The 12877-nt window shown below is 53.9% G+C and carries 14 protein-coding genes and 1 pseudogene; 6 read left to right on the forward strand and 9 right to left on the reverse strand.

The window, feature by feature from the left end; translation table 11 throughout:
• Positions 1-54: 54 nt before the first annotated feature.
• Positions 55-312 carry a hypothetical protein gene (locus K1V27_RS06645; protein WP_258928821.1) on the reverse strand — a complete coding sequence of 86 codons (258 nt, stop codon included), beginning with the start codon at positions 310-312 and terminating at the stop codon, positions 55-57.
• Positions 313-356: 44 nt separating this feature from the next.
• Here K1V27_RS06645 and K1V27_RS06650 point away from each other — a divergent pair, with 44 nt between their 5' ends.
• Together K1V27_RS06650 and K1V27_RS06655 are read left to right on the forward strand one after the other, a co-directional pair.
• Positions 357-785 (forward strand): tyrosine-type recombinase/integrase, encoded by a 429-nt coding sequence (locus K1V27_RS06650; protein WP_258929062.1) that lies wholly within the window; start codon positions 357-359, stop codon positions 783-785.
• Positions 769-1863: an IS91 family transposase gene (locus K1V27_RS06655; protein WP_258928823.1), complete on the forward strand. Its 1095-nt coding sequence runs from the start codon at positions 769-771 to the stop codon at positions 1861-1863. Before K1V27_RS06650 ends, K1V27_RS06655 begins: the two co-directional genes overlap by 17 nt.
• A gap of 290 nt (positions 1864-2153) precedes the next feature.
• On the opposite strand, the gene K1V27_RS06660 is transcribed toward K1V27_RS06655, so the two are convergent.
• Positions 2154-2333 (reverse strand): hypothetical protein, encoded by a 180-nt coding sequence (locus K1V27_RS06660; protein WP_258928824.1) that lies wholly within the window; start codon positions 2331-2333, stop codon positions 2154-2156.
• Between K1V27_RS06660 and K1V27_RS22760 the strand changes: the two genes are divergently transcribed.
• A complete protein-coding gene (locus K1V27_RS22760; RefSeq protein ID WP_353740535.1) occupies positions 2304-2558 on the forward strand; it encodes a Uma2 family endonuclease in 255 nt (84 codons plus the stop codon). The genes K1V27_RS06660 and K1V27_RS22760 overlap by 30 nt on opposite strands.
• Here K1V27_RS22760 and K1V27_RS06665 read toward each other — a convergent pair.
• A complete protein-coding gene (locus tag K1V27_RS06665; protein ID WP_258928826.1) occupies positions 2530-3138 on the reverse strand; it encodes a flavodoxin family protein in 609 nt (202 codons plus the stop codon). The genes K1V27_RS22760 and K1V27_RS06665 overlap by 29 nt on opposite strands.
• 453 nt (positions 3139-3591) lie before the next feature.
• Positions 3592-3975: pseudogene (locus K1V27_RS06670) on the reverse strand (hypothetical protein); the annotation flags it as partial.
• Positions 3976-4939: 964 nt separating this feature from the next.
• Here K1V27_RS06670 and K1V27_RS06675 point away from each other — a divergent pair.
• The 3 genes from K1V27_RS06675 (at position 4940) to K1V27_RS06685 (ending at position 8897) form a co-directional block, all read left to right on the forward strand.
• Positions 4940-5767, forward strand: a complete 828-nt coding sequence (locus K1V27_RS06675) for a DUF169 domain-containing protein (protein ID WP_258928829.1) — start codon at positions 4940-4942, stop codon at positions 5765-5767.
• Positions 5768-5806: 39 nt separating this feature from the next.
• Positions 5807-6205, forward strand: a complete 399-nt coding sequence (locus K1V27_RS06680; protein ID WP_258928830.1) for a hypothetical protein — start codon at positions 5807-5809, stop codon at positions 6203-6205.
• A gap of 1042 nt (positions 6206-7247) precedes the next feature.
• Positions 7248-8897, forward strand: coding sequence for an ABC transporter ATP-binding protein (locus K1V27_RS06685; RefSeq protein ID WP_258928831.1), 1650 nt, complete (start codon positions 7248-7250; stop codon positions 8895-8897).
• Between the two features lie 65 nt (positions 8898-8962).
• On the opposite strand, the gene ruvB is transcribed toward K1V27_RS06685, so the two are convergent.
• The 5 genes from ruvB to K1V27_RS06710 all read right to left on the reverse strand — a co-directional run bounded on the left by ruvB (position 8963) and on the right by K1V27_RS06710 (position 12853).
• The gene (gene ruvB, locus K1V27_RS06690; RefSeq protein WP_258928832.1) at positions 8963-9982 is read right to left on the reverse strand and encodes a Holliday junction branch migration DNA helicase RuvB; all 1020 of its coding nucleotides are present in this window, start codon (positions 9980-9982) and stop codon (positions 8963-8965) included.
• A gap of 135 nt (positions 9983-10117) precedes the next feature.
• Positions 10118-10714, reverse strand: coding sequence for a Holliday junction branch migration protein RuvA (ruvA, locus tag K1V27_RS06695; RefSeq protein WP_258928833.1), 597 nt, complete (start codon positions 10712-10714; stop codon positions 10118-10120).
• Positions 10715-10944: 230 nt separating this feature from the next.
• The gene (ruvC, locus tag K1V27_RS06700) at positions 10945-11448 is read right to left on the reverse strand and encodes a crossover junction endodeoxyribonuclease RuvC (protein ID WP_258928834.1); all 504 of its coding nucleotides are present in this window, start codon (positions 11446-11448) and stop codon (positions 10945-10947) included.
• A 45-nt stretch (positions 11449-11493) separates the two neighbouring features.
• Positions 11494-12243, reverse strand: a complete 750-nt coding sequence (locus K1V27_RS06705; protein WP_258928835.1) for a YebC/PmpR family DNA-binding transcriptional regulator — start codon at positions 12241-12243, stop codon at positions 11494-11496.
• Positions 12244-12247: 4 nt separating this feature from the next.
• The gene (locus K1V27_RS06710; RefSeq protein ID WP_258928837.1) at positions 12248-12853 is read right to left on the reverse strand and encodes an RlmE family RNA methyltransferase; all 606 of its coding nucleotides are present in this window, start codon (positions 12851-12853) and stop codon (positions 12248-12250) included.
• Between the last annotated feature and the right edge of the window lie 24 nt (positions 12854-12877).

Raw genomic sequence — 12877 nt, forward strand, 5'->3', positions numbered from 1 at the left:
ATCCCTCACAGCCGATAGAGTTTTTGCAGGATGGGACTGGTACGGATGGCAGCCCTAATCTCCATACTGTTCGCCGAGCCAATCCGAGATGCTGTTTTCCAAATCATGCAAAGCTTGGTCGATGGTCGTGTATCCTCGTTTACCTTCCCAAATTAGGCCGCCTTCATCCAACGCCAGTACAAATGAGGGCATCCCATCGATTTGCCCAATTTCTATCCAACCATGAGATTTTACCCATTCACTAATGCGCGGGTATGATTCCTCAAAAGAGCCATTCATTGTCTGATCCGAGTTTTGCGGCTGCTTTGCCATGTCATTGCCTCTTCGTGCTCAAATAGGTCACTCTTAGACTCCATATTCATCGAGGCAAGGGTGCTAAAGATCGATATGTTCCCCTTCCCCGGGAAACCTACTATCTGCTCCGCCGATATTGGGTCACCCACCGCAATCCCGTCTTCGTTTTTCCTGCCTTGGGTAGAGGCGGCAACGAAGCCCCCACTGCCCAAAAGCACATAGTTCTCGACAGTCTCCAGGGAGCCTTCAGACGGGCCAAATTCGATGCTGGCATCAATAAACGCAGAGTCTCCGTGCATACCCTCAGGCACTGCTATGCTGCCCACCTGTTGGAAGCGGGAGTGAATCCGAGGGTGGTTCAACGTTACTTGGGGCATAGTCGCATGGAGACCTCTATGGTCTACTTCCATCTCACTCAAAAGGGAACCGAGGAAGCGGTGAATCTGATCAACCAGACCATGAAAGGATTCGCCCATGACTTCGATAAGTGAGATCTTTCAAACCTTCGGCCCAGACTATGTCGAGCGCTTTACCGAGAGCATGCCTCCGGAGCATCGCAAAGCCATCAATGCCATCATGGCATGCCGCACTCAGCAGGCCGGAATCAGCTACTACGAATGTGCCGAATGCGGACACCCCTGTCTGGTTTATCGCTCCTGTGGCAACCGGCATTGCCCCACATGCCAACATCACAAAACCCGCCAATGGCTGGAAGCACAAATCAGCCGGCAGCTGCCGGGACATCATTTCATGATCACCTTCACGGTACCGGAAAAGGTGCGCCGCTTCATCCGCAGCCACCAGCGGCTTGCCTATGCCGCTCTTTTCAAGGCTTCCTCACAAGCACTGAAGAAGCTCTGCCAAGATGAAAGGTACCTGGGCGGTGATCTGCCAGGTTTCTTCGGAGTCCTTCATACCTGGGGGCGGACTCTGGAATACCACCCGCACATCCATTACGTTGTCGCCGGCGGAGTGCTTGCCACCAAAAACGGCCTCTCCTGGCACTCGTCGCGTATCGATTTCTATCTGCCGGTAAGAGCTTTGTCCAAAATCTTTCGTGCCATGTTCCGAGACGAGATGCAAGTCGCCGGGCTCCTCGATGAGGTCCCGCCCGGAGTGTGGCAGGCCGGCTTTAACGTCAACTGCCAGGCGGTCGGGGAGAGCTCGGCCGGCCTCAAGTATCTTGCTCCCTACGTTTTCAAGGTAGCCATCTCCAACAACCGCATTGTCAAAGTGGAGAATGGAGCCGTCACGTTTCGCTATAAAAAGCCCCACAGTGAGCGCTGGAGATACATGACCCTGCAGGTCATGGAATTCATCCGCCGTTTCCTCCAGCACGTATTACCGACAGGATTCATGAAGATGCGCTATTTTGGCTTCCTGAATCCCAACTGCAAAGTGACCATCGAGACCGTCAGCGCCCTCATCGAGCTCTCTTACGAGTTTACCATCGCTTCATCCAAAATGGAGCTGGAGCCGTGGCAGCCGATGTTGTGCCTTCATTGCGGAGGGAAACTTAAACTACAAGCCATCGCCTTAGCCAACGGGATGCTCATCCGGCCGGGATAAGCTCCACCGTTCCAAGCAATTACCTCTCACCGTCGGGCTATTCCCCTTTTGCTTGCCTGAAGGGGCACACTATACTTGCGCTCAGCTGGCGTTCAAGCCCTTGTAAAAACTCTCTGGTACGGGTCGTCCGATGGCAATTGAGCTTCACCCTATAAAGCAACCGTGGTATTCTGGGCTGCTTGAACCCAGGATTGAGGGGAGCAGAAAGGGTTGGAAAAGACTCAGCCCTTCCTGCTCCCCTCAATCCTTATTCGTTAGAGCTGTGACACATGTTGAGACAAAGCGCGTTTCTATCGTTTAACCGTCAGGACTATGACATGACCCCCGCTCCATCGGTAAAGCACCAAAGGGTTGCGGGCGAGGTCTTCCGTCTCATCGTAAACCACCTCAGAGACAAGGGGCTTTGACACGAGGCATTTATCGCGCCGACGGACGTCGTCTTGGCGGATGATCAGGTTGTTCAGCCGCACGTTTTCCTCGTATGCGATGAAAAGAAGATCCAGGATAAAGCCATCTTCGGTGCACCGGACGTGGTGTTTGAAATCCTGTCCGAAAGTTCAGGGAAGAAGGACCGCAGCAAGAAAATCAGGCCTTATCGCGATTGGGTGTTTTGGAGTATTTCCTGGTGGATCCTGAAAACGAGCTGGTCGAAAAGTAGGTGTTTCCTCATTGACCCAGCTTTCTGCCAAGATTGAACGCTTTATCATAGTAGTATTCGGCTCCTCGATGCTCAACCGCCCCTGCATACATATGGCCCACCGTTCTTGCATTGAGCGCATCCCGGATGGTTCCCCTAATGAGCGGTGTAGCTTTATCACAGAATATCCGGTAGATGGGCGGAACAATCCCCGAGACAACAATAATGACGGCTTTTCTCCTTTTATCCGATCGGGGAGAAGGAATCCCTGAAACCGTCAACACTCTTCTCCCGGGCTTGGCAAACGTCCAGCAGATTCTTTCAAGAAACGCCATCAGTATGGCTGTGGCAAATCCCATGTGTACGGGAGTTCCGAAGATAACAGAATCGGATTTGAGAAGGTCCTCGTTCAGATGCTCCATGTCATCCCGAATCTGACATGGAGCAAGGGGGCCTTCTGTCTGACTGTCCCTGCAGGCAAGGCAGTTTTTGCAGTATTTGATGTCGTAATCAATCAGGTTTATTTTCTTTACGGCACAACCGGGGCGTGCCGATTTGACTCCTTCTATTGCCTTGTCAACCAATAGATCGGTGGCTTTCCCCTTGCGCGCACTCCCAACGATTGCAAGAACATTCATGGGATTGTCTACCTTCAAAATTAGGATTTGACCCCGCAACCCTTTGTGTTGCCTAAAAAACCACCCATGGGACCGGCATCCGGCAGGTGAGGCAGACTCACTGGAAGCCGGTGCTCGGCGGAACGACGACGGCAGTTTGGCCCAACAAGGATCGCTGAATTTGAGCCAGGGTGCAATGGTCGTCTGCTTCCCTGAGAGATTCCGTTATCTCCCATGGCATACTGTTCCTCCCACCACTCCATGCATTTAGCAGAGCCGTGGTAACAAAGTCAATTGCTGCGGGGGAGGGTTCGCTGCTTTCAGCGAGCGATGCTTGCAGGTCAAACGGGATGAATGTAGGACTGTTGTGGGGAAAAGGGTTTCAGATCCCACGCGGTTTTCCCGGGAGTCAGGTGGGGGCACCGGCAAGTTCTGTACCGGAGCCCCTCGGGAGCAGGTATTCGTATGGGTTGATCAATGGGGATGTTGCTTTCCTGCGGTGATCTCCTCGATTTGGGTGCTGTAGCCCATGGGAAGCTTCTTGAAACGACCGCCATGGATCACCGGGTCTCCCTGGTACCCCAAGCCTTTGAAGTCGATATAATCTGATGTTCCAACGAGATGACTCACGTCCCTCCCCTTGGAGGCCATGTGGCTGAAGTCGGTGCCTTTCTGAGCAATCTGCTTGAAGTCCACTTCCTTGCTGTCCTGGTGGCAGCGATTGCAGGTGCGCTCGCCCTTGAGGCTTTCGTGGCACTGCACGCAGGATAGCGCCATCTCCGCCGGCATGACTTCGTGCTCGATCCCCCAGTGCATGCGCGTGTCCACCCATTTGAATTTGCCGCTGTAGGGCAGGCCGGATCCTGGCAGTGCATGCACTGAACCTTGACAAAGGTAGGGATGAGCTGGTCGCGCTCGTCGCGACGGCCCGGGTAGTAGCGGTTGATCACCGTATAGGCATGCTCATCCGGCCGCCGTTTTTTGTCAAAAATCGTGAGATCGTCGAAGGGCTGTTGCGGCTGAGGCAGATCGTTGACCGTTTGGCAGGCCTGCTCACACTTGCGGCAACCTATGCAGCGGGTGAGATCGACCAGACATGCAAGCGGGTCCGCCGGTGCCCGCGACTGCCATGCCCCGGCAGGTTGAACGGCTGCGGCAATACCCGCCCCTGCAGCCCCCGCCACGGTAAAAAAACCCCGTCGGCTGAGTTCCATGTGCATTCGCTCCTTGTGATAAAAATCGTTTCTCAGTCATACCAAGAACTGTGCCAAAGGATCTTATCCCGCACCCCCCCGGCTCGCTGTGCTGCTGCAGAAGACGTTTTGCTCAAGGTCCTGCACAAACAATCCAGCTTTTTGCATCCTGAACGACATAGATTTGAACAACTGTCACGAAGGATTTACAGGTGGAGCAATAATTGCACCATCCTGGACACATTTGATCACAAACCATAACTATTGGTTTATACGGCACAAATTTTATGGCTTCGCAGGGCCGTATGAGTCCTGAGTGTTTAGATAATTTAAATAGGTGTCTGAACAAGTGAACAGTTGTCCAGAAGACCTTTTGGGGTCAAAGCGAGCTCATCGGTCTAAAGGAGGCTGATTCTCCATTTCACCCGGAGGACCGGGTGAGAGTCCGGCAAGCTTCCCCATCGAGCCCGTCTGCCGGACAGGGGGGGTGAGGACAAATGCCGGCAGGAAACTCAACTGGGCTGCTGTGGCCTGCTATGATATAGATGACAAGGAAAAATTTGGGGACTCCGAAATGCAAACGGCGGCGAACATTGTTCTGACAACCATAATGACGGGGAGGTGAGCGAATGGAACGGAATCGGTCTGATTTTCTGGAGGCCCTCGGGCATCTGGAGGAGCCCATGGGGATGTTTTATACGGATGTGGAGCCCGCAGAGGGATTCACGCCGAAACAGGGCGCAGCCTTTTCCTATGAGATGGAGCAGCGCGCAGAGGTTGACTGGAGAGTTTTGTGGCAGAACTTCAGCTGCGTTATGGGCAATATTTGGCTGGCCCGCAAAAAGAACAACGCCGCCTATTTCGACGCGCAACATTATGGCTGCGTGGGTGGCTCCTTCTATCTTGGCTTTCACAAACCGCAGCTCGACTTCATTGCTCATTACATCTCCACCGGTTGCGCGGATCAGACTCAAGGCGAACGGTATCTGCGTTCGCCGGATTCGGCCAGGCGGTTTTTTACCGAAATCGATCCGCGACCGGCTCCGGCCCGATTTTGTGTGTTCAAGCCGCTAAGCCGGTTCCAGCAGGGGGAATCGCCTGAAATAGTTACTTTTTTTGTGAGAGGAGAGGCTCTGTCAGGCCTGTGCGTGTTAGCCACGTTTGTCACCGATGACTTTGAAGTGGTGGCGGCTCCGTTTGGTGCCGGCTGCAGCTTCCTTGTGACATGGCCTCTACACTATCTGGCTCAGGGCAAATTTAAGGCCGTTCTGGGCAGTCCTGATCCATCCAACCGCAAGTTTTTAAAAACGGACGAGATGACTTTTTCCGTGCCCTATGAGATGTACCTTCAGATGCTGAGCTCCTGGCGGGAGAGCTTTCTCGCGGGTGCAACCTGGGAGGGAGTCAAGAAAAAGATACGCCGCAGCCGGCAAGTCTGGGGAGAGCTCGATGAGTGACATTCGAAGGAAGCGGCTGAATTTGCTGCAGGAACGGTCATGATAATTTACTATGGGCTTGCCTGGCTGCCGATGGTTGCAATTGCCGTCTTGAACGGTGTTGTGCGCGAGTATGCATACGCAAAGTACCTGTCTGAATTGCGGGCCCATCAGGTTTCCACCTTGTCGGGCCTGTTCTTTTTCGGCGTCTACATGTTCCTGGTAACGCGTGCCTGGCCGTTTGAATCTGCCTCACAGGCAGTGTGGACAGGGTTGATGTGGCTGGTGCTGACCGTCGGGTTTGAATTTGCATTCGGCCATTACGTGATGAAGCACTCCTGGGAAGAGCTTTTTCACGACTACAACATTCTTGCGGGTCGGTTATGGATACTGGTGCTGCTGTGGATATCCACGGCGCCTTATCTGTTCCATCTCCTCCGGACTTGTCAGCGGTCGTGAAGTCGTGCAAAAGACAAAAAATGCTCGATCTTTTCCGCGTTTGAACTTGACAGCAAGGCACTCTATTGGCACAAAGTAACAAGGGCGAAGTAAGGATCCCTTCACCAGAAATCCTCCGCAAGCCTTTCTGTGTTAATGGGAACTTACTTCGCCCGACTGTTTCATAACATCCGTTGCCACTCTTAGCAAACACGAATTGTTGGGGCGATGCCTACCGGTACCTGCCCATCCTGAAAATCCACAGGGAACAATCCGTCGACCGGCACTTTTCAACCTCAACCCGCGAACCGGTCATGCAATCAAGGCACTTTTTCCTGATGGCGCAAAGGCAATCCTTTTGTGCGAACTTCTTGTTCCCGCCGTAACGCAGCTGATAAAATGGACAATTTTTCGAACTGCACTGGATGATTTCCTTGACCTGGTTTGCTGAACACCACAGACAGCGTTCTCTTATGGCACGCAACGGAGAGAATGTGAGCTGTCGGCAATAGTCCTTCATGTCCCTTCGTCTCGCTTGATCTTCCCGAAAATTCAATGGTGCTGTGAACCCCTTTACTACACCTGTTTAGTGCAGCACCACACAATCAAGCGGCCGCATTCCGTAGGTTGGGTAGAATCACGCGGTACGCGTGACGAAACCCAACACGGGCTGGGCGAACTGACGTAGTCGTTGGGTTTTGCTGCGCTCAACCCAACCCTGCGCCCGTGCAGCTCCGCTGCATTCCGGGCACTCTATGGTGTGGCGCTGTACCTGGCGGAGGCCTCGGACAGCGTTCTAATACTGCGGCGTGGTTTCGTCAAACGTTTTGCACAGGCAGACGCTTCCTCTCTGTTGCGGCTCTCACTCGGACCTGTTGAGCCCTGCAGCGAGGATCCGGCAAAGGCAAGAACTCCAGGGTACAGAAAACCATTTCCAGTTGGTCAAAGGATCTTTCGCCGGCCACAAAGTACTTGGAAAAGCTCCCGGGTTTGTTTTTAATATGCGGGTGTTCTCGAAAGCTCTGTCAACCTTCAGACTGATTATGCAGAAAAACGATAAACCATGCACCTCCTCGGTCAACTGTCAAGAATCGCGTGGGGTACAAAGCCCCTGTTTGAAATAAAAGATTTATCCTACCGATATCCCGATGGCCGTCTGGCTCTGCAAAGCATTGACTTGACGATCTACTGCGGCGACCGAATTGCTTTGGTGGGGCACAATGGGGCGGGAAAGACCACTTTGATACAGCACCTCAATGGCCTCAAGCATGGTCAGCAGGGTACGGTGTATTATCGAGAGGCGCCGCTGACAGGGGAAAACCTGAAGCGTGCCAGGCTGGAAGTGGGTATGCTCTTTCAAGATCCTGACGATCAGCTGTTCTGCAATACGCTATATGAGGACATCGCGTTTGGGCCGTACAATCAGGGATTGAATGGAGATGCGGTGGTGGAACGCGTGCGTATGGCCGTCGAGGAGGTTGGATTAACCGAGCTCACCTACAAGCCTCCGCATCATTTGAGTTACGGGCAGAAAAAAAGGGCCGCGTTGGCAACCTTGCTCGCCATGAACCCGGATGTCTTGATACTCGATGAGCCGACCGCCAATCTCGATCCGAAGCAGGAGAAGATCTTCATTGAGCTGCTCGAGAGATTTTCCGGCACACTGGTTTGCATCAGCCATGATCTTCCTTTTCTTTATACGCTCTGTGACAGAGCCGTGGTTTTGGAGAAGGGCAAAATTCATCACGATTACAGCATGAGAGAGCTGGTTTCGCATCCGGCTTACCTGCGCGACCACGGGCTGGATTTCACATTCCGCTTCAGTTGTTGTCAGGAAAATGGCGGACATGACCGTGCGCATTTTCACGGCAAGAGCTCCGATCGGTTCCCGCCAGAGCTTTGTGCCGACGGTCGGGTCGCAGGTGCAGCAAGCGATTGTGAGCCGTTGATTCGTCTGAATGATTTCTCCTGCTTTTACCCCGATGGAACCTGCGGGGTGCGCAACGTGAACCTGCAAGTTCCGGCGGGCTCCAGCGTTGCCGTCGTGGGTGAAAACGGGGCAGGCAAATCCACGCTGGTACGATGTCTTATGGGTATTCTCGACGGGGCCGGCGATTATTTTTTCAACGGCAAACCGGTCACGAGGCGTTCCCGCAAGGAACTGTGGCGACATGTCGGCATGGTCTTTCAGGACCCTGCCGACCAGCTCTTTTGCCCATCCTGCTGGGAAGAAGTGGCGTTCGGCCCGAGACAGTTGAAACTGAGTTCAAAAGAGGTGCGGCATCGGGTGGAGGAGGCGCTTTCTCTGGTGCATCTGAGGGGGTATGAAGAGCGCATTCCCCACCATTTGAGTGCGGGAGAGCGCAAGCGGCTTGCGCTGGCAGCCATATTGAGCATGCGTCCGCAAGTGTTGTTTCTGGATGAACCGAGCGCCAACCTGGATCCCCAGGGCGAGCAGCTTCTGCTCGAAATTCTAGCCCGCATCGATGCGACCAAGATCTTGATAACGCATGATATTTTCCTGGTTTCCAGGCTGTGCGAACGAACCATCGTGATGCATGGAGGGATGGTGATCCGTGATTATCTCACAGAAGAATTTGAACGGGACGACCATCTGATTTCCGTCAATGGCCTGGATTACAAATTCAAGAATGCGTGCTGCCAGGAGATTCTGGATCTGCAGAAAGGGGCGCTAAGTGTTGCCGGCGGTTAGCGTGCCCGCCCCAAAAAACCACATCCGCCGTTTACTTGGCAGAAAACCCTGCACAGGCAGCGCAGCTAATAGAGGCGCAGTTGTTGATTGGAGCGGAAGGCGGCTCCCAGGTGTTCATACGCCAGCCGGGTTGCGACCCTCCCCCGTGGGGTCTTGTTGAGAAACCCCTCCTGGATCAGATAGGGTTCGTAGACATCTTCCAGCGTGCCTTTTTCTTCCGAAACGGCGGCGGCCAGAGTATCAATGCCGACCGGGCCGCCATCGTACTTTTCGATAATGGTCTGCAGAATTTTGCGGTCCATTCGATCAAATCCCTTGTGGTCCACTTCCAGCATGCCGAGGGCGTAGTCCGCCACTTCACGGGTGACCTTCCCGTCGGCGCGTACTTCCGCATAGTCTCTCACGCGCCGCAACAGGCGATTGGCAATGCGCGGAGTGCCGCGCGATCGCCTGGCAATCTCATGGGCACCGCTGGCATCGATGGCAATTCCCAGGATGCGCGCGGAGCGTGTGACGATGGTTTGCAGGTCTGCGACTTCGTAAAACTCCAGGCGCAGCATCACGCCGAAGCGGTCGCGCAAGGGCGGCGAGAGGAGTCCGGCCCGGGTAGTGGCACCGACCAGAGTGAAAGGGGGCAAATCCAGTTTGATGGTGCGGGCGGAAGGGCCTTGTCCGATGATGATGTCGAGCTTGAAATCCTCCATGGCGGGATAGAGGATTTCTTCCACAATGTTGTTGAGTCGGTGAATTTCATCAATAAAAAGGACGTCGCCCCGGTCCAGGTTGGTGAGGATGGCGGCCAGATCACCGGGGCGCTCGATCACCGGCCCGGAGGTGCTGCGCATGTTGACCCCGAGCTCATTGCTCACCACCGTGGCGAGCGATGTTTTGCCGAGTCCCGGATAGCCGTGCAGGAGGACGTGGTCGAGGGGTTCTCCGCGTTGTTTGGCTGCGGCGATGAAGACGGACAAATTCTCCTTGACCGTGTTCTGGCCGATGTACTCATCCAGCCGCTGAGGGCGAAGAGAGTTTTCGATCGGCAGGTCTTCATCCGTCGGTTTGGGTTCAATGACTCGGTCGTCCATCTGCCACTACCTGTATCTGCATGTCTTTCAGTTGCGTGTGCTCGCTCAACGGCATGCCGTTGAGCCGTTGCCGCCAGGGTACCTGCAATTCACTTGACGGAGTCGGAACTGCGTTTCAACCACCTTTTACTATCGTCACGCCAGCACGCGCAAGGCTTCCTTGAGAAGACTTTCCAGTGCTGGAGTGTCTCCGAGTTTTTGTTGGACTCTTTTGAGGGACTTGTCGATTTCGGATGCGCGATAGCCCAGGTTCAGCAGGGCGGAATAAGCATCTGAGAAGACGTCCTGGGTGCCGGCCGGCGGCGCAACCAATTCCTCTTTAGCCGGTTTGATCTTGAGCTTGTCGCGCAATTCCAGAGCAATACGTTCGGCAATCTTTTTGCCGATTCCCGGGATATTTTTCAGGCGTCTGTGGTCTTGCTGCAGAACGGCTGCTCTCAGACCATCGGGCGTAATCCCCGAAAGAATGCCTATGGCCAGCCTCGGTCCCACTCCGTTGATCGCGATGAGATGGAGAAACATCTCCTTTTCGGCCAAAGTTCGGAATCCGTAAAGCTGCAGCATATCCTCACGCACATGGGTGTGGATGTTGAGGCTGATGGTTTCGCCGACGGCCGGCATGTCATAAAAGGTGCTCAAAGGAACATGAACACAGTATCCAACGCCATTGACATCGATAATCAGGTAGTCGGGAGATTTGTGCTTCAGCTTGCCAGCTAGGTACCCGATCATAGAGTTTCTCCGTCGATAGTGCCCCAGGACCGCATCCGAGAATGATGACCTCACGCTCCCCTCGCCCTCACTCGAACCCTCTCCCCTCAAGGGGGGGAACCCAATACATTGGAATCGTTCGGGTTTAGATACTGCGCCCCCGGCACGGGGTCAAGTGTGTCTGACTATCGGCCGCAAGCGGGCGGAGAGGGAGCTGAAGGTCTCGCTGTAGTCCCGGCCGGTGCCGACCATCATTTCTGGCGCGAGTTTACCCAGCGTTTCCGGGATGCGCAGGTATTGAGGTGGCAAATGGCGGCGGCCAGCGCATCGGCCGCGTTGGCATTGAGGGGTCCGTGCAGTCGGAATAAATACTGGATCATCTGCACCACCTGGTCCTTACTGGCCCTGCCATAACCAACAACCGCCTGTTTGATTTGCAGCGCACTGTATTCGTAGATCGGCAGGCCCGAGTTGACGCCTGCCATGATGGCGGCGCCTCGCGCCTGCCCAAGCTTCAAGGCACTCTTGACATTCTTGGCAAAAAAAACATCTTCTATGGCCATGCACTGGGGCCGGCAATCCCGTATGACGGTCGTCAGCTCTTCATATATCATCTTCAGCCGCTCCGGGAAGGAAAGACGTGCCGGCATGCAGACGGTGCCGTTGGAAATATGCTGCAGCTGATTCCCGCTACTTTCCACCACCCCATAGCCGGTGAAGCGCGAACCAGGATCTATGCCGATAACACGGAACATTTTTCAGAAGCCTTTGCCGGCTTAAAGCCTGATTGGTGAATCGAATCACGCAACTTCATTCAACAGCTCATCTGCAATATCGAAATTTGCATAGGCGTTCTGGACGTCCTCACAATCGTCCAGGGCGTTCATCAACTTGAGAAGTTGCTGCGCGGTCTTTTCGTCTTCGATGGCCACGGTGGTTTGAGGCACCATAGTCACTTCGGCCATGTCGTATTGCAGCTGTTTTGCGTCGAAGGCGGCCTTAACCGCTGCAAAATCTTCCCAGGCGGTGACGACCTGGTACTGGTCCTGCTGATCTTCCACATCTTCCGCCCCCGCTTCCAGAGCTGCTTCCATGAGCTCTTCCTCGGATATCCGCTGTTTGTCAAAGACAATGGTACCTTTTTTGCTAAACATCCAGGCGACACAGCCGGCTTCCCCCAGGCTGCCGCCGTTTTTGCTGAAAATAAAGCGGACATCACTCGCTGCCCGGTTTCTGTTGTCCGTCATTACCTCGACCAGTATGGCAACACCTCCCGGGCCGTACCCCTCATAATTGAATTCTTCATAGGCAGTGCCTTCCAGTTCCCCCGTGCCTTTCTTGATGGCCCGGTCAATGTTGTCTTTGGGCATATTTTCTGCCTTTGCTTCAGCAATGGCGGTTCTCAGACGCGAGTTGGCATCCGGATCGCCCCCGCCGAGGCGAGCTGCAATGGTGATTTCTTTGATCAGTTTGGTGAAAATCTTGCCGCGTTTGGCATCGGCAGCGGCTTTTTTGTGGCGGATGGTGCTCCATTTGGAATGTCCAGACATGATGCTACTCCTTATCGATCGGCTTCTTAAAACGCATCGCCAGTATATAAATCTCTTTGCTTATTTTCCTTGACGCATCGGGCTTCACCACTTTCACCCACTCGAACTGCCTTTTGACTTGCTGCAACAGATCGTGGAATTCGGAGCCCTGGAATATTTTAGCAAGAAAGTGGCCCCGCGCTTTCAAAGTGACTGTCGCAAGATTGAATGCTTCCTCGAACAGCAGAGCGGATCGTGCGCTGTCGGCTGTGCGGATGCCGGAAGTGGCCGGAGCCATGTCGCTCAATACAACGTCAAAAGGCGCATAACGTCGTCTTAACGTCTCCCTGAATTCAGAGTCGGCCATATCTTCTTTAAAGGTCACGACATTCTCTGGAAAGGCATGGTGTATTTCCTTGAGGTCTACACCGACAATCAAGCCCATGGGTCCGACCACCTGGCTGGTGAACTGAATCCAGGAACCGGGTGCAGCGCCCAAATCCAGGACGCGATCTCCAACCCTGAGTATTTTGTACTTATTTTGTATTTCCTTCAACTTGAATACCGCGCGAGCAAGATAATGGTGCTTTTTCGCCTGCTGAAAGTAGTGGTCGCGGAATTTGTAGTTCATTTATAACACCTTTAAATAACTTTG

The organism is Desulfoferrobacter suflitae, from assembly GCF_022603395.1.
Lineage (GTDB): Bacteria > Desulfobacterota > Syntrophobacteria > Syntrophobacterales > Syntrophobacteraceae > Desulfoferrobacter > Desulfoferrobacter suflitae.

Excerpts from the sequence above, each read along its gene's own strand:
- K1V27_RS06655 (WP_258928823.1), top strand. The coding sequence starts at position 769 with ATGACTTCGATAAGTGAGATCTTTCAAACCTTCGGCCCAGACTATGTC.
- K1V27_RS06680 (WP_258928830.1), top strand. The coding sequence starts at position 5,807 with ATGATAATTTACTATGGGCTTGCCTGGCTGCCGATGGTTGCAATTGCC.
- ruvA (WP_258928833.1), bottom strand. The coding sequence starts at position 10,714 with ATGATCGGGTACCTAGCTGGCAAGCTGAAGCACAAATCTCCCGACTAC.
- K1V27_RS06685 (WP_258928831.1), top strand. The coding sequence starts at position 7,248 with ATGCACCTCCTCGGTCAACTGTCAAGAATCGCGTGGGGTACAAAGCCC.
- K1V27_RS06645 (WP_258928821.1), bottom strand. The coding sequence starts at position 312 with ATGGCAAAGCAGCCGCAAAACTCGGATCAGACAATGAATGGCTCTTTT.
- K1V27_RS06710 (WP_258928837.1), bottom strand. The coding sequence starts at position 12,853 with ATGAACTACAAATTCCGCGACCACTACTTTCAGCAGGCGAAAAAGCAC.
- ruvC (WP_258928834.1), bottom strand. The coding sequence starts at position 11,448 with ATGTTCCGTGTTATCGGCATAGATCCTGGTTCGCGCTTCACCGGCTAT.
- ruvB (WP_258928832.1), bottom strand. The coding sequence starts at position 9,982 with ATGGACGACCGAGTCATTGAACCCAAACCGACGGATGAAGACCTGCCG.
- K1V27_RS06705 (WP_258928835.1), bottom strand. The coding sequence starts at position 12,243 with ATGTCTGGACATTCCAAATGGAGCACCATCCGCCACAAAAAAGCCGCT.
- K1V27_RS06665 (WP_258928826.1), bottom strand. The coding sequence starts at position 3,138 with ATGAATGTTCTTGCAATCGTTGGGAGTGCGCGCAAGGGGAAAGCCACC.
- K1V27_RS06675 (WP_258928829.1), top strand. The coding sequence starts at position 4,940 with ATGGAACGGAATCGGTCTGATTTTCTGGAGGCCCTCGGGCATCTGGAG.